This is a genomic window from Klugiella xanthotipulae (assembly GCF_006716695.1).
Taxonomy (GTDB): Bacteria; Actinomycetota; Actinomycetes; order Actinomycetales; family Microbacteriaceae; genus Klugiella; species Klugiella xanthotipulae.
This window is the reverse complement of the sequence record NZ_VFPN01000002.1, coordinates 464,187-480,489: the sequence shown is the minus strand read 5'-3', so window position 1 is coordinate 480,489 and position 16,303 is coordinate 464,187. Positions and strand designations below refer to the sequence as shown.

General features: G+C 65.1%; 13 protein-coding genes. 9 read left to right on the top strand and 4 right to left on the bottom strand.

Annotation, left to right across the window (positions count from 1 at the left end; genetic code table 11):
* Positions 1 to 96 precede the first annotated feature (96 nt).
* The 9 genes from FB466_RS08275 to FB466_RS08235 all read left to right on the top strand — a co-directional run bounded on the left by FB466_RS08275 (position 97) and on the right by FB466_RS08235 (position 11,017).
* Positions 97 to 1,614 (top strand): ABC transporter ATP-binding protein, encoded by a 1,518-nt coding sequence (locus FB466_RS08275; protein WP_141917529.1) that lies wholly within the window; start codon positions 97 to 99, stop codon positions 1,612 to 1,614.
* Entirely contained in the window at positions 1,611 to 3,206 is a 1,596-nt protein-coding gene (locus tag FB466_RS08270; RefSeq protein ID WP_425460902.1) for an ABC transporter permease subunit, read from the top strand. Before FB466_RS08275 ends, FB466_RS08270 begins: the two co-directional genes overlap by 4 nt.
* On the top strand, positions 3,206 to 4,453 hold the full coding sequence (locus tag FB466_RS08265) for an ABC transporter permease (RefSeq protein WP_141917528.1): 1,248 nt from the start codon (positions 3,206 to 3,208) through the stop codon (positions 4,451 to 4,453). Before FB466_RS08270 ends, FB466_RS08265 begins: the two co-directional genes overlap by 1 nt.
* A gap of 58 nt (positions 4,454 to 4,511) precedes the next feature.
* Positions 4,512 to 4,979, top strand: coding sequence for a cytidine deaminase (locus FB466_RS08260; RefSeq protein WP_141917526.1), 468 nt, complete (start codon positions 4,512 to 4,514; stop codon positions 4,977 to 4,979).
* Positions 4,976 to 6,265, top strand: coding sequence for a thymidine phosphorylase (locus tag FB466_RS08255; RefSeq protein WP_141917525.1), 1,290 nt, complete (start codon positions 4,976 to 4,978; stop codon positions 6,263 to 6,265). The genes FB466_RS08260 and FB466_RS08255 overlap by 4 nt, the downstream gene beginning before the upstream one ends.
* Before the next feature lie 403 nt (positions 6,266 to 6,668).
* On the top strand, positions 6,669 to 7,982 hold the full coding sequence (locus FB466_RS08250) for a quaternary amine ABC transporter ATP-binding protein (RefSeq protein ID WP_141917523.1): 1,314 nt from the start codon (positions 6,669 to 6,671) through the stop codon (positions 7,980 to 7,982).
* A gap of 11 nt (positions 7,983 to 7,993) precedes the next feature.
* On the top strand, positions 7,994 to 8,893 hold the full coding sequence (locus FB466_RS08245; protein WP_141917521.1) for an ABC transporter permease: 900 nt from the start codon (positions 7,994 to 7,996) through the stop codon (positions 8,891 to 8,893).
* Complete coding sequence (locus FB466_RS08240; protein WP_141917520.1) at positions 8,890 to 9,768, top strand: glycine betaine ABC transporter substrate-binding protein; 879 nt, start codon at positions 8,890 to 8,892, stop codon at positions 9,766 to 9,768. Before FB466_RS08245 ends, FB466_RS08240 begins: the two co-directional genes overlap by 4 nt.
* A 121-nt stretch (positions 9,769 to 9,889) precedes the next feature.
* A complete protein-coding gene (locus tag FB466_RS08235) occupies positions 9,890 to 11,017 on the top strand; it encodes an adenosine deaminase (RefSeq protein WP_141917518.1) in 1,128 nt (375 codons plus the stop codon).
* A 60-nt stretch (positions 11,018 to 11,077) separates the two neighbouring features.
* Here FB466_RS08235 and FB466_RS08230 read toward each other — a convergent pair whose 3' ends face one another.
* The 4 genes from FB466_RS08230 to FB466_RS08215 form a co-directional block, all read right to left on the bottom strand.
* The gene (locus FB466_RS08230) at positions 11,078 to 12,445 is read right to left on the bottom strand and encodes a CoA transferase (RefSeq protein WP_141917516.1); all 1,368 of its coding nucleotides are present in this window, start codon (positions 12,443 to 12,445) and stop codon (positions 11,078 to 11,080) included.
* 139 nt (positions 12,446 to 12,584) lie between these two features.
* Positions 12,585 to 13,385: a hypothetical protein gene (locus FB466_RS08225; RefSeq protein WP_141917515.1), complete on the bottom strand. Its 801-nt coding sequence runs from the start codon at positions 13,383 to 13,385 to the stop codon at positions 12,585 to 12,587.
* Positions 13,386 to 13,479: 94 nt separating this feature from the next.
* Positions 13,480 to 15,192 carry a phospho-sugar mutase gene (locus tag FB466_RS08220; RefSeq protein WP_141917513.1) on the bottom strand — a complete coding sequence of 571 codons (1,713 nt, stop codon included), beginning with the start codon at positions 15,190 to 15,192 and terminating at the stop codon, positions 13,480 to 13,482.
* Between the two features lie 15 nt (positions 15,193 to 15,207).
* A complete protein-coding gene (locus tag FB466_RS08215; RefSeq protein WP_141917511.1) occupies positions 15,208 to 16,056 on the bottom strand; it encodes a purine-nucleoside phosphorylase in 849 nt (282 codons plus the stop codon).
* Positions 16,057 to 16,303: the final 247 nt, after the last annotated feature.

Below are 16,303 nucleotides of genomic sequence, written 5' to 3'. Positions count from 1 at the left end.
TGCTGGCTCTCCCCACCGCCGTCAGCGCTGATACCCGCGCATCCACCACACCCATCTACCGTTCCCCTGCTGGAACGGACCGGATAGATTGACACTATGAAGCTCGAACTACGCGGCATCACAAAACGCTTTGGCTCGCTCATTGCAAACAACCACATCGACCTGGTGGTCAACCCCGGTGAGATTCACGCCCTCTTAGGGGAGAATGGTGCCGGAAAGTCAACCCTTATGAACGTGCTCTATGGCCTGTATCAGGCGGAGGAGGGCGAGATTCTGCTGGATGGGGTGGTTCACAACTTCGCCGGCCCCGGCGACGCCATGGCGGCCGGTATTGGCATGGTGCACCAGCATTTTATGCTTATCCCCGTCTTCACGGTGGCCGAGAACGTTGCCCTGGGACACGAGTCTACAAAGTGGGGCGGGACGCTCAACCTTGAGGCTGCGCGCGAAACCGTCCGTACCATCTCCCAGCGTTTCGGGTTCGAGGTTGACCCCGATGCGATTGTGGGCGAGCTACCCGTTGGTGTGCAACAGCGCGTGGAAATCATCAAGGCCCTCTCGCAGAATGCCAAGGTCCTTGTATTCGATGAGCCCACCGCCGTGCTCACCCCGCAGGAGACCGATGAACTCATGGCCGTCATGCGTCAGCTGCGCGACGAGGGCACCGCGATTGTCTTTATCACCCACAAGCTGCGTGAGGTGCGAGCGGTGGCCGACCGGATCACCGTGATTCGTCTGGGGGCCGTCGTAGGGGTGGCATCCCCCACCGACAGTAATGAACAGCTCGCCTCGATGATGGTGGGCCGGGCCGTGCTGCTCACGGTACACAAGGACGAGGCGACGCCCGGGGAGGCCGCGCTCGTGTGCACGGGGCTCACGGTGCTGGACGCGACCGGGCACCGCGTGGTTGATAACGTGTCCTACGCGGTACACGCGGGGGAGGTTCTGGCCATTGCCGGGGTGCAGGGCAACGGGCAGACCGAGCTGACGGAGGCCATCATGGGTCTCCAGAAGCATGTGCTGGGTTCGATTATGCTCGACAACCGGGAGCTCACCGGGCGCTCGGTGAGGCATGTGCTCACGAGCGGCGTGGGATTTGTGCCCGAGGACCGCACCGAAGACGGTCTTGTTGCCGAGTTTACGGTGGCGGAAAACCTCATGCTTGACCGCGCCGACCAGGCTCCATTCGTGCGGAGGGGAACCCTCCAACTCGGCTACCTGCGCGCCTTTGCGGAGGAGAAGCTGCGCGAGTACGACATCCGCGCCCAGGGGATCGGCACCCACGTGGGGCGACTCTCCGGGGGAAACCAGCAGAAGGTGGTGCTCGCCCGCGAGATGAGTAAAGACCTGCGGCTGCTGGTCGTGGCGCAGCCCACGCGAGGTCTTGACGTGGGATCAATTGAGTTTGTGCATCGGCGCATTGTGGAGACTCGCGATGCGGGCATCCCCGTGATCGTTGTATCGACCGAGCTCGATGAGGTGTCGGCGCTCGCTGACCGCATCGCTGTGATGTATAAGGGTGGGATTGTGGGCATTGTTCCGGGGGATACCCCGCGCGAGGTGCTGGGTCTGATGATGGCCGGCGAAAAGCCCGCGGGGGTGAGTGCCGCGTGATTGCTCTCTGGATCGTCCTCGCCGTGGTGCTCTATGCGGCCCATTCCTTTCTGCTGAGTCGGCTGTATGAGAAGGCGGATCTGCCCGTCTCATCCGCCTGGATTCCCCTCTACAACCTCTGGACATTTTTCCGCCTCGCCGGGTTGAGCGGTTGGTGGGCTGTTGTGGCGGTTATCCCGATTGTGAACATCGTGGCCTACGTCGCCGCGATCGTGGCAGCGTACGTGATCGGTGTCCGGCTCGACCGGAACCCCTACTGGACCGTGCTCTTCGGGGTGTGTCCCCTGGCCTGGTTGATCATGGCGGGCCTGGGCCGCTCCGAGTGGCGGGCAGAGGTGCCCGAAAATGGTGAGGCCCGCGATCTGCGGATCCGCCTGGCGGTTCGCGAGGTTGTGAGTGGGAACGCCATGATCTCGGTGCTTGCCGTGGTGCTTGCAATTGTGGTCGGCGGTGCGCTGATCGCGGCCACCGATGAGAGCGTGCAGCAGGCCGCGGGATACTTCTTCTCGCGCCCGCTCGACACCGTCCAGGCCATCTGGGATTCCGTCGCGGGGGCCTACACCGCACTCTTCCAGGGGTCGGTCTACAACTTCCGCCGAGACAGCTTTGCCGACGGTATCAAGCCACTCACCGACACCCTCATGTTTGCCACGCCGCTGATTGTGGCCGGTCTGGGTGTCGGGCTCACCTTCCGGGTGGGGATGTTCAACATCGGTGGCCGCGGTCAGATGCTGATTGCCGCCGCCGCCGCGGGGTGGGTGAGTTTCACGTTCGACCTGCCCATGTACATCCACCTGCCACTCGCCGTCCTGGCCGGAGTTGTGGGTGGCGCGGTGTGGGCCGGTATCGTGGGTGTGCTCAAAGCGCGCACGGGCGCGCACGAGGTCATCGTCACAATCATGCTCAACTATGTGGCCTTCTACCTGATCCAGTGGATGCTGCGCACCCCCGGCCTGCTCCAGGCCCCCGGCTCCAATAACCCCAAGACGCCCCCGATGTCGGATACGGCCATCTTTCCGGCGATGTTCGGGGCCAAGTACTCGCTGCACTGGGGTTTTGTGTTGACCATCGCCGCAACCGCTCTGGTCTGGTGGCTGCTGAGCCGATCAAGTCTCGGCTTTCAGTTCCGCGCGGTGGGCGAGAATCCCAGCGCGGCCCGGGTCGCCGGTATCAACGTCAAGATGATGTACGTGTACGCCATGCTCATCTCGGGTGGGCTCGTAGGCCTCGCGGGCGTCTCGCAGGTGCTTGGCACCGTGAAGACGGGCTTCAGCGACGGGATTGACGCGGGCATCGGGTTCGACGCCATCACGGTGGCGTTGCTGGGCCGGTCAAAACCCTGGGGGATCTTTGGGGCTGGCATCCTCTTCGGTGCCTTTAAAGCGGGCGGATTCTCGATGCAGGCCGCCGAGGGTATCCCCATCGATATTGTTCTCGTGGTGCAGTCGATGATTGTGCTCTTCATTGCGGCTCCGCCCCTGATTCGGGCCATTTTCCGCCTGCCCAACCCCGCACGAACGCTGGCCCTCGCGCAGTCTCTTTCTGCTGCTCAGGCCGCTACGGTCGCTCAGACGAAGCAAGAGGTCGCGTAATGTCCACGGAAACCGTCCTCCGCCCCGGGTGGAAAGTGCCCATCATTCTCGGGGTCTTCTCGCTGGCCTCTCTGCTGCTCTTCCTCCTCTCGGGTAGACAGGGAATTAGTGTTTTCCGGCTCTCCAGCTCGGGCGAGGCGGTGCAGCTCCCCGCGCTGGAGCTCCCCGTGATGGCCTCCGGAATCGTGATTTCGGTGTTACTGATCGGCCTCGCGGGGTTCAGCGCCTATCGGGTGACGCGCGCCCAGCGCACGCCGCTGTACGTCATCGTGATCTTTGGTGTGCTGTTCATGGTGGGTCTGCTGGTGTGGGCTTTCGTGGATGCCACGCTGCCGGTTACGGGTTTACTCACCGGAACCGTTGCCCTGAGCGCGCCCATTATTTACGGTGCCCTCGGCGGCGTGATCTCGGAGCGCGTCGGCGTGGTCAATATCGCGATTGAGGGGCAGCTGCTCGCGGGTGCCTTTACCTCAGCGGTTGTTGCGAGCGTGACGCGGAACCCCTTCCTGGGGCTTGGCGCGGCAATGATTGCCGGAATGCTTGTCTCCTTTGTGCTCGCCGCCTTCTCGATCAAGTACCTGGTAGACCAGGTGATCGTGGGGGTGGTGCTCAACGTGCTGGTGCTGGGCCTCACGAGCTTTTTCTTCTCCCAGGTGCTGTCTGAGGATAAACAACTGCTCAATTCGCCCCCGCGCTTCGATAAGCTGCCGATCCCTTTTCTGAGCGACATCCCCGTGATCGGGCCGGTTTTGTTCAACCAGACCGTGATTATCTACATCATGTACGTGGCGGTGGCGCTCGTGTACTACGGGCTGTTCCACACCAAGTGGGGTCTGCGCGTTCGCGCCGTGGGGGAGCATCCCACGGCCGCCGACACCGTTGGCATCGCGGTCAATCGCACCCGGTTCTGGAATGTGAGCCTGGCGGGGGCGGTCGCCGGGCTCGGTGGTGCGTTCTTCACTCTCGGCTCGGTGGGTTCCTTCCAGAAAGAGATGACGGCTGGCCTCGGTTTTATTGCCCTCGCCGCCGTGATCTTCGGCCGCTGGGACCCCATCAGGGCTACGCTCGCCGCGCTGCTTTTCGGGTTTGCGACCAACCTACAAAACGTGCTGGGTATTATCGGCTCCCCGATCCCCAGTGAGTTCATGCTCATGCTGCCCTACATCGTCACGATCATCGCGGTTGCGGGGCTGGTGGGTCAGGTGCGCGGACCGGCCGCCGCCGGAAAACCCTACGTTAAAGCCTGATAGGGACGCGCTGCCGGGGCTGCCCCGTCCGCGCGACCCCGCCCCCGAGGAGGAGCACATGCCACAAGGTCCCACAGCTGACGACGCGATATCCGCGGCCACCGTATCCTCGCCGGTGATCGACTGGGTGCAGTTGCGGGAGACGGCGATTGCCGCCTCCCGGCACGCCTATGTGCCCTACTCGCACTTTCCCGTGGGGGCTGCCGCTGTGGTTGATGACGGCCGGGTGATTTCGGGGTGCAACGTGGAGAATGCCAGCTACGGACTGACCCTGTGCGCCGAGTGTGCGCTCGTGTCGCAGCTCGCCCTGACGGGCGGCGGGCGGCTCGTCGCTTTCAGCTGTGTGGACGGTCGCGGCGACGCCCTCATGCCGTGCGGCCGCTGCCGCCAGCTGCTCTACGAGCACTCCGCCCCCGGGATGATCCTGGATACCGTGAGCGGCTTCAGAACCATTGATGAGGTGCTGCCCGACGCGTTCGGCCCGCGCACCCTGATCGACTACCAGGAAACCGGAGAAAGCCGTTGAGTGTAGAGCAGTTTGACGTTGTTGACCTCATCCGCGCCAAGCGTGACGGTGGTGAGCTGAGCTGTGAGGAGATCAACTGGGTGGTTGATGCGTACACCCGTGGCTATGTGGTGCCCGAGCAGATGTCTGCCCTCACCATGGCGATCTTTCTGAACGGGATGGGTCGCCGCGAGATTCGTGACCTCACACTCGCGATGATCGCGAGTGGTGAGACCATGAGCTTTGCGGGCCTCGGTAAGCGCACGGTCGATAAGCACTCGACCGGCGGGGTCGGCGACAAGATTACACTGCCTCTGATGCCGCTGGTGGCCGCTTTTGGTGTGGCGGTGCCGCAACTTTCGGGGCGGGGACTGGGGCACACGGGGGGCACCCTCGACAAGCTGGAGAGCATTCCCGGCTGGCGGGCCGAGCTGACGAGCGCACAGATGTATGCCCAGCTGCGTGACGTGGGCGGGGTGATCTGCGCCGCGGGGGCCACCCTGGCTCCCGCGGACAAGAAGCTGTACGCGCTGCGTGACATTACCGGAACGGTTGAGGCCATCCCGTTGATCGCCTCGTCGATCATGAGCAAAAAGATCGCGGAGGGAACCGAGTCGCTCGTACTCGACGTCAAGTTTGGCTCGGGTGCGTTCATCACGGATATTAATCGCTCGCGCGAACTGGCCCAGACCATGGTGCAGCTGGGTGCGGATGCCGGTGTCACCACGAGCGCTCTCCTCACCGATATGAGCGTACCGCTCGGCCGCGCAATCGGCAACGCTAACGAGGTACGCGAATCCGTCGAGGTTCTCGCCGGGGGCGGGCCTGCCGATGTGGTTGAGCTCACGGTGGCCCTCGCCCGCGAGATGCTCACACTGGCCGGACAGCCCGACGTGGATGTGGCGGCGGCGCTCGCCGATGGGCGTGCCATGGACGTGTGGCGACGCAGTATTCTCGCTCAGGGCGGGGACCCGGACGCCGCGCTACCGGTGGCCCGCGAAACGCACACGGTGCTCGCGGAGTCGAGCGGTTACGTGACGGGGGTGGCGGCGCTGCCGTTTGGCGTGGGGGCCTGGCGGCTCGGCGCGGGCCGTGCCCGGCCCGGTGATGCCGTGCAGCACGCCGCCGGAATTGATGTGCATGTGAAGCCCGGCGACGAGGTCCGCGTGGGCCAGCCGCTATACACCCTATCGGCGGATGAGCCGGCGCGGTTTGAGCGTGCTCTCGCTGCTGTCGCGGGCGCGCTCACGGTGGGTTCTGAACGTCCGCCGACCCGCCAGCTCGTTGCCGAACGGGTCTCTGCATAGCACATCGGGCCCGTCGGCGTGAGGTAACAACTAAGTAACGACTGTGTATGGAAAAAACACCCCTCTGAACAGGGTTAATATTTTGAATAAGGTAAAAACTCCCGCTCGGGTACCGGCCGCTCGGAGCGGGGCGGGTGAGAACTTGATACGTTATTTAACGGTCTCGCTGTCAACAACTGCGGCCAACAACCAAGGACGCGACCGATCACACCGTGTGCCCCCCCCAGGTACCGATGGTTGAGCGTATGGTTGCCGATGTGTGTGGCTCCGAAGTCACGCAGAACCACGTTTTGTTCGCCGGGCGATTCATGTCGGCTTGAGCGAGGCCGGTGATCCACCGGTAAACCCGTCCGTAACCAGACGGCCCCGTGCCCCGCGTGCAGGGCGGCCCGCCAGGAAATACGTGAACGAATCCATAGCTGTCCAGGCCAAAAATCTCTACAAGGTGTTTGGTAAAAAACCGAAGGAAGTCGCTCGTCGCCTCAGCGAGGGAGCCTCCCGCGACGAGGTCAGCGCGTTGGGCACCGCCGCCGTCATCGACGCATCCTTCGAGGTGAAAACCGGGGAAATCTTTGTCGTGATGGGTCTGTCCGGCTCGGGAAAATCCACGCTCATCCGGATGCTCAACGGGTTGGTGGAACCCACCTCCGGTACCGTGACGGTGGTCGGCACCACCATCACGGATATCTCGCAGGCCGAATTGCGCCGGGTACGCCAGAAGAGTGTCTCCATGGTGTTTCAGCACTTTGCCCTGCTGCCGCACCGCACGGTGCTCGAAAACGCCGCGTTTGGTCTGGAGGTGCAGGGGATTGCCCCCGTGGAGCGCCGCGCTCGCGCCCAGCGGGTGGTTGAGCTCGTGGGGCTGGCCGGCTGGGAGGACAAACTACCCCGCCAACTCTCGGGTGGTATGCAGCAGCGCGTTGGCCTGGCCCGGGCGCTCACCGCCGAGACGGATGTCCTGCTCATGGACGAGGCGTTCTCGGCGCTCGACCCGCTTATCCGTCGTGAAATGCAGGAGCAGCTCGTGGAGCTGCAGGCAGAACTGGGTAAAACCATCATCTTCATCACCCATGATCTCAACGAGGCCATGTTTCTCGGCGACCGGATTGCCGTGATGCGGGATGGCCGGATCGTGCAGGTGGGCTCGCCTGAGGACATCCTCACCGACCCCGCCAACGACTACGTGGCTCAGTTTGTGCAGGATGTGGACCGGGCGCGCGTGCTAACCGCGGCGAGCGTGATGGAGCCCGCATCTGCCGAGGTGTCCGTGACCTCCGGGCCGCGCAACGCCCTGCGCACGATGCGTGATCTACAATCCTCCGCCGTGTTTGTGGTTGGACGTGGCCGTCAGTACCTCGGTGTGGTGCGTGATCGCGACGTGATGCGGCAGGTCAAAGCCGGTGAGACCGACCTGCGCGACATTCTTCGGAAGCCGCAGGCCGTCTCGCCCGACACCCCGCTCGTTGACCTCGTGGAGCCCTCCATCGAGAGCGGCCTCCCTCTTGCCGTGGTCAATGAGACCGGCAAGCTGCTGGGCACGATACCCCGGGTGACTCTGCTGGCCGCCCTCGGCAACGTGCCGCTGACCACGCAGAGCATCCCGATTATGGAGAGCCCCTCGCGGCTCACACGGCGAGACATATCGGAGGCCCTGACCGAGACGGTCGGCTATGAGGCCGCCGCCGGTACCGAACATCGCACGGGAGGTCGGGCATGAGGGGCAGCGTCATGAGCCTCACCAGCAACGACCTCTTCCGTCTGCCACTCGGCCGGTGGGTGGAGGCGGCCGTTGATTGGGTTACCCACAGTTTCACGGGCCTCTTCACGGTGATCCGTAGCCTTTTCCTGGCGCTCTACGATGCCGTGGACTGGGCCCTCGTCACCCCGCCGTTCTGGGCGGTCATTATCGTGCTGGCCACCCTCGCGTGGTATCTGTCGAGTTGGAAGCTGGGGCTCGGTACCGTCCTGGGCCTGCTGCTCGTGGTGAGTCTCAACCAGTGGGCCAACGCGATGCACACGCTCGCACTCGTGCTCGTGGCGAGTGCGATTGCGATCGCGCTGAGCCTGCCGCTGGGGATCTGGGCCGCGCGCTCCACGGTGGCCTCGCGCGTCATCCGCCCCATTCTCGACCTGATGCAGACCATGCCGGCGTTCGTGTACCTGATTCCGGCGCTCATCCTGTTTCGGGTGGGCGTGGTTCCCGGCATCGTGGCCACCGTGATCTTTGCGATGGCACCGGGCGTACGACTGACCGAGCTGGGCATCCGCAGCGTTGATCGCGAGGTGGTGGAGGCCGGGCAGGCGTTCGGCGCGTCGCCCGGGCGGATCCTGCGCCAGATTCAGCTCCCCCTGGCCATGCCAAGCATCATGGCGGGGGTTAACCAGGTGATTATGCTGTCGCTCTCGATGGTCGTCATCGCGGGCATGGTGGGTGCCGGCGGCCTGGGTAACGACGTGGTCGCGAGCCTCCAAACCATTGATGTGGCCCTCGGCTTTGAGGCCGGAATTTCGGTGGTCATCTTGGCGATTGTGCTGGACCGGATGACGGCGGGCCTCGGCGCGCGCGTCGTGACAACGGGCCAGCCTGCCGCGTCCTCTTTTTTCCCCCTAGAGAAGGAAAATACATGAAAAAACGCATCATTTCACTCGTCGCCGGTGCTGCCGTTGCGGTGCTCGCCCTCTCCGGATGCTCGGACAGCACCGACGCTGGCGACAACAAGGACCTCACGATTGCCGTCTTTAACGGCTGGGAGGAGGGCCAGGCTGTCTCCTACCTCTGGGAGCAGATCCTGACCGACAAGGGGTACACCGTGACTCTGACCAATGCCAATGTGGCCCCGGTGTATGCCGGTCTGTCCACGGGCGATTACGACGTGGTCCTGGACACCTGGCTGCCCGCAACCCACGCCACCTATATGGAGCGCTACGGTGACGAGTTGGAGGACCTCGGTGCCTGGTTTGACGAGGCACAGCTCACGATTGCGGTGAACGAGGATTCACCCATCCAATCGCTCGATGAACTCGCCGGTGCCGCCGATTCCTTCGGTAACCGCATCGTGGGTATCGAGTCGGGGGCCGGTCTCACCCGCGTGACCACGGAGGACGTCATCCCGGGTTACCAGCTGGAAGACATGGATTTTCAGGTTTCCTCAACGCCCGCCATGCTCTCTGAGCTGACCGCTGCGACCGAAAACGATGAGAATATTGTGGTCACGCTGTGGCAGCCGCACTGGGCCTACGATGCCTTCCCCATTCGTAACCTGGAAGACCCGAAGGGGTTGCTTGGCACCGCGGAGGGCATCCACTCGATTGCCCGCATCGGGCTCGCCGAGGACAAGGCAGAGGTGTATGGCTGGTTGCGTGACTTTCAGATGAACGCCGAACAGCTGTATTCGCTGGAGAACGCACTCTTTAACTCGGATGCCGACGCATCGGATTACCCCGAGATCACGAAGAAGTGGATGGCGGACAACACGGAGTACGTGGACTCGCTCACAACATAGCGGCTCCGACCCGCACACCGCCGGGTGACGACGCGGTAAGTTGGACGGGCGCGGTTCCTTCGGGGCCGCGCCCTGTCGCGTCTTCCGGGGCGCACCATCCGCCGCGCCACCGAGGAGTCTCATGAGCCACGAAACCGCCACCCACCGTCTGCCGAGCGGCGTCTCCGCCGAATCACTGCCCAAAATCTCGTTACATGACCACCTGGATGGTGGCCTGCGACCGCAGACCATCATCGACCTGGCCGCCGAGATCGGCCTGGCGCTGCCCGCTGATACCGCGGATGCGCTTGGCGAGTGGTTTACCACGAGCGCGAACTCGGGTTCACTCGTTGACTACCTCAAGACGTTTGATGTGACGACCGGTGTGATGCAGACCGCTGCGAGCCTCACCCGAGTGGCCCGGGAGTTTGTGCAGGACCTCGCCGCCGATGGCGTGATCTACGGCGAGATTCGCTGGGCCCCCGAGCAGCACCTCACGAAGGGTCTCACCCTCGACGAGACGGTTGAGGCCGTCCAGGCCGGACTGGAACTGGGCGTTGAGGACGCCGCAGCGACGGGCCACACCATCCGCGTGGGCCAGCTGGTAACAGCCATGCGTCACGCCGATCGCAGCCGGGAGATCGCCGAACTGGCCGTGCGCCATCGTGAGAACGGCGTGGTGGGTTTCGATATTGCCGGTGCCGAACTGGGCTTTTTGCCCGCCCAGCACGCCGAGGCGTTCCGCTACCTCGCCGAACAGTGCTTCCCCACGACCGTCCACGCGGGCGAGGCGGCCGGCCTCGACTCGATTCGTAGCGCCCTCGTGGACGGACACGCCCTGCGTCTGGGCCACGGCGTGCGGTTGGCCGAGGACATCGAGATTGACTCCCAGGACGACCAGAACACCTACGTTGTTGTCGGCCAGCTCGCGCAGTGGGTGAAAGATCGGGGAATCGCGCTTGAGCTTTCGCCCTCATCCAACCTCCAGACGGGGGCGATTGAGGCCTGGGGTGACGATATCGCTGACCACCCGTTTGATTTGCTCTACCAGCTGGGTTTTAACGTGACCGTCAATCCCGACAATCGCCTGATGAGCGGCACCACTATCAGCCGTGAGCTCGCTCTGCTCTCGGACGCGTTCGCCTACGACCTGGACGACCTGGAGCAGTTCCAGCTCAACGCCGTCTCGGCTGCATTCTTGTCGCTGGAGGACCGGGTAGACCTGGCGCTCGCGATTGAGGAAGGATTCGAGAACCTCACACGCGACTAGTTTGATAGCGCGCACTCCTGTGCCGACCGATCAGGGCGGTGGTCGCTCTTTCTCGGGTGGTTAACGCCAGAGGGGTGCGTCACGCCCCAGCGCTCGGGCCGGGGTGGCGTCAAGCGTGATGCCCACGATGCTGATGGGGTGCCGGAGCCGCAGCGCCGGGCCCCAGCTGGTCTCCTCGTGCCGGGGGCTGACATCCTCCGGGGTGGGTGGGAAGAACTCGTGAGCGCCCATACCCCGGCGCGCGAGGAGTAGCTGTGCCGTGCGGGCAAGCGAGAGGCGCGCCGACCGGCCCACCCCCGTATCCCGCCGGTGGGCGAGTGCGCTGAGCGCGGCCGCGGCGAGCAGATAACCGGTGGCGTGGTCGAGGGCCTGTACGGGGAGGGGGATCGGATGGTCGGCCCCGGTATCCATCATGCCGGCGGCGGCGATCCCACAACTCATCTGGACGAGACTGTCGAAGCCGCGGCGACCGGCAAGCGGGCCGCTCCACCCGTAGGCATCGAGGGCGAGGTCGATGAGGCCCGGGCGGATGCGCTGGCGTTCATTCTCGTCGTAGCAGAGGCTGTCGAGCGCGCCGGGTCGGTAGCCGTGGACCAAGACATCGGCTGAGGCGAGCAGGGTGGTGAAGATGTTCCGGTCGCTCGCCGCGGTGAGATCGAGGCGGGCGGTGCGTTTGCCCAGTGTGACCTCGGGGATGACACTCTCCTCCCAACCGGGTGGGTCTACCCGGAGCACATCAGCCCCGAGGAGGGCGAGAAACCGGGTAGCAACCGGGCCCGCGAGCACCCGGGTGAGGTCGAGCACACGCACTCCGGCGAGCGGGCGTGAGGAGGGCGCGATGGCGGTGTGGGCCGCGGAGTGATCGGTGCTGAGGTCTCGCCACGCAATCAGCGGTTCTGCGGTAACGGCCTGTCCCTGCTCACTCGCTGACCAGGTGTCGGGGGTGTGTAGAGCGGCGGAACAGCCGCCGGTGATGGCGATGGCGGCCTCCAGGGTGTCTCCATCCCAGGCGGACACCGCCGCGGTGACCGCCTCCCGGGTCGCCTCGGTGCCCAGCACGGAGAGCATCGCAGCCCGGTGGTGCGGTGCGTTGGTGTGGAGCCGAATCCAGCCGGTGCGGGTGCGATAGTCGCCGGTGAGCGGGTCCCAGAGCGGGGGAAGCTCCCAGCCGAGGGGTCTGATGGAGCGGTCGAACCAGGCGGAGGCCAACCGGCGGTTGACCGTCACCCGCGGGTGTGTGCTGCTGGCTTGCTGGTCGGGGCTGAGGCGGGCCGCCGCGAGGCCCGCCGCGGCGATTGCGGTGCTGGCCAGCTCGGCGACGGGGAATACCGAGGGGAACCCGCTCGTCGCCTCGAAGGTGACGCCCTCCCGGTCAACCCCGGGGAGGGCGGTGAGTATTTCGTCGAGCACAGTGTGTTCCGTTGACATGGCAATACCTCCGGGTCTACGGTTGCGCGGTTGTGTAACCGTGTCAAGTGCGGGGCACTGATAGACGGAGGCGGAGGGCCGCGTTCTGGCTGCACTCTCCTTTGACGGCCACAATTTTTAGACGCCGGTGCCGCGGCATCTAGACCAGATACTCCACCCCCTCGTAGTTGCCGACAACGGTGATCGTTACGAGCATCAGGACCACATAGACCGCTGGAACGGTGATTCTTGACCGTCGGGACAAGGGGAGGCCGGGGGCTCGTCGTTGGCTGAGGCCCCACCACAGTGCTGCCGCGTAGAAGTAGATGACCGAGGCGAGTATCGCTGCCGCGGTGGGATAGGCCGCGGCCTGGATAAACTGCGCGGTGTCCCAGGATAACCCGTAGCGGGTCGCGACATCGGTAGCGGTCACGGTGTGGGTCCGACTGTTAAGGAAAGACAGGGAGGTGACGACTGTCCACAAGCCGCAGGTCAAGCAGACAAGTGTGCGTATCCGACCCCCCGGTCGCCCGAGGGCGATCCAGGCCCAGATCGCCGCGAGGATGCCCGGGGTGACCGAGACCGCAACCTGGAGCCAGTAGTCACCGGCGGTGAGGAGGGTCGGCTGATCGAGCCCGCGAAGCTGTACCCATTCGCGGACAAGGCCGTGTGCCAGCAGGAGGGAGAGAAGGACGTAGCCCGCCACAAGGCCAAGTGCGAGGAGGGCGGAGCCCGCTACGCCGAATGACTGCGGGGTGACGGTATCAATCCTGGCCGACGGCAGCTCTGGCCGGGCGGAGGAGGCGGGAGCGTCTGGGCGTGCGCTCTCGTCGGCCACCGTCACGGACTCGGGAGTCGTTGCGGACGTGCGCCTGCCGGGGCGGACTGAGACGATGGCGAGCACCACTCCGAGGGCACCGAGAACGCCGAGTGCGGTGCGGGTACGGCGGTTGCGCGGCACGACACTCCGATCTCGGGGGTGACCAGTTCTAGGGCTCAGTGTATCTGGGCGCGCTCGGGAACGTAGTGCCACAGCAACCGGAGGAGGGCGGTGCCTACTCGGCGATCAGTTCCCGCATCCCCGCTTCGAGGGCGGTGAGCGTGGCCGTGCAGGCGGCGCGGCGCTCCGCGAGGGTGCCGTCGGCCGCCTGCACGTCGAGATAGACCTTGAGCTTGGGCTCTGTGCCACTCGGGCGCACCATAATGCGTGAGCCGTCGGCGAGGCTGAGTCGTAGGACGTTGCTTGGCGGAACATCCGCGGTGCCGTGCGCGAGGTCGTCCACGCGGTCAACGGCAACGCCGCCCACCGTTGCGGGAGGAGTGGCGCGCAACCGGTCCATCACGCGGTCGATGATGCTGAGGTCGGTGACCCGCAGCGACACCTGGCCGGAGGCGAACACGCCAAATTTTTCGGCGCAGCGGTCAAGTAGTTCCGCTACGGTCACGCCCTGGGCGTGGTACTCCTGTGCCAGGTCGAGGAACATCACGGCGGCCGAAATGCCGTCCTTATCGCGCACGGTCTGCGGGTTGACGAGGTAACCGAGGGCCTCCTCGAAACCGTAGACGAGTTGCGGTACGCGCGAGACCCACTTGAATCCGGTGAGCGTCTCGGCGAAGCCCAAGCCGTAGTGGTCGGCGATGGATTTGAGCCCGGGGGAGGACACGATCGTGCAGGCGAGCGTGCCGAAGGTGTGGCCCGCCGCGGTGTGTCGCTCGGCGGCTCGCCAGCCCAGCAGAAGCCCCACCTCGTTGCCGGTCAGGCGGCGGAATCCCTCGGGGGCGGTCGAATCGGGGATGGCGATGGCCAGCCGGTCGGCATCCGGGTCGTTGGCCACGATCAGGTCCGCACCCACCGTGCGGGCGAGCGTGAAGGAGAGATCCATCGCGCCCGGCTCCTCCGGGTTGGGGAAGGCCACGGTGGGGAAGTCGGGGTCCGGCTCCTGCTGCTCGGCGACGCTATTGGGCACGGGCAGCCCGGCACGGTAGAACACCCGTGCGGCGGTCTGCCAGCCTACGCCGTGCATAGCCGTGTAGACAACGTTGAGGCCACCCGCTGGCGGCTCTTCACCCGTGTGCTGGCCGAGCTCGCAGGTGGCGGTGATGTAGGCATCCACGATGCCGTTGGTCGCGACCTCGTAGTCGTCAGAGCGCGGTAGGTTACCGACGGGGCCCGCCGCGGCCACGCGGTCGATCTGCCGGGCAATATCGGCGTCCACCGGCGCGGTGATCTGCGAGCCGCCGGTGTCGCCGCCCAGATACACCTTGTAGCCGTTGTCACGGGGCGGGTTGTGGCTGGCCGTGACCATGATACCGGCCGAGGTGTCCAGGTGGCGCACCGCAAACGCGAGTACGGGGGTGGGTGACGGCGTGGGCAGGAGGATGGCGCGGAGGCCCGCCCCCGCCATGATCTCGGCCGTGTCGCGGGCAAAGACGTCGGAGTTTTTGCGGCCGTCGAAGCCGATGACCACACTCGGCTGCGGGTGTGACCCCGGCGTGGCGGCGGCCTGGGCGAGCAGATACGCGGCACAGCCGGCGGCGGCCTGGGACACGAGCACGCGGTTCATTCGCGCGCTTCCGGCCCCTAACTCACCGCGAAGGCCAGCGGTGCCAAAGGCGAGTCGGGTATCAAAGCGAGAGTGCAGATCGGCGAGGGCCTCCGCATCTCCCCAGGTGGCGCTCGCAACGAGGGCGCTCAACTTGGCGCGGGTCTCGGCATCCGGGTCCTGCTCGCACCACGCGGCGGCCGTGCTGATGATCGGGTCTGTCATCGTCTCCACGTCTCCTTAAAGTTGGGCCACAACGCGGGCCAGCAGGGCGCTGATCACGGGTTCGGCGGTCTGGCCAGCCTCGATCACCTCGGCGTGGCTGAGGGGGGTTTTCTGGATGCCAGCGGCCAGGTTGGTCACGAGCGAGAAACCGAGGACCTCCATACCAGCCTCGCGGGCGGCGATGGCCTCCAGCGCGGTGGACATTCCGACGATGTGGCCGCCGATGCTCTTCGCCATCTGCACCTCCGCCGGGGTCTCGTAGTGGGGCCCACGGAACTGTACGTAGACGCCCTCGTCGAGCGAAGGATCTACCGAACGGGCATGCTCGCGCAGACGGTGCGAGTAGAGATCGGTCAGGTCGATGAAGGTGGCCCCCTCCAGCGGTGAGTCTGCCGTGAGGTTGATGTGGTCGCTTATCAGCACGGGCTGGCCGGGCGTCCAGGTTTCGCGGATGCCGCCGGCCCCGTTGGTGAGGATCATCACCGTCGCGCCGGTCGCGGCCGCAGTGCGTACGGAGTGTACGACGCGGCGCACGCCGTGGTTTTCGTAGTAGTGGGTGCGCGCGCCGATCACGAGGGCATTCTTTCCGCCCGGCAGGCGGATGGAACGCAGGGTGCCCACGTGCCCCTCCAGGGCCGGTTTACTGAACCCGACAATTTCGGTGGCGGGGATGCTCGCCACCGTCTCACCAATCAGGTCGGCCGCCTTGGCCCACCCGCTGCCGAGCGTCAGCGCGATATCGTGCCGGGCCACGCCGGTTTTCTCAGCGATCTGAGCGGCCGCCTCGCGGGCGATCTCGAACGGGTTGGCGCCGGGGGCGTCCAGGGGATGAATGTCGGTGGTGTAGGGCACATCCGTTGTCATGGAACCAGCCTAGTCGTCAGGTCTCCCCGTGCCGTCCCGAACGTGAGATCGAAACAGACGGTTCGATCTGCACATAGTTATCCGCTCAGCCTCGTACGAACTCGGGTGTGACCGTGTCCGCATCGAGAGTATTTCGACGTCGAGAGACTCGTCAAAGCGGCCCTCCCTCCGGCAGACCAGGGGAACAGCCACATTTTTCCGCGGAATACCAGTGTCAAACCGGCATCTATGCGGTTTGGCGGCGGGT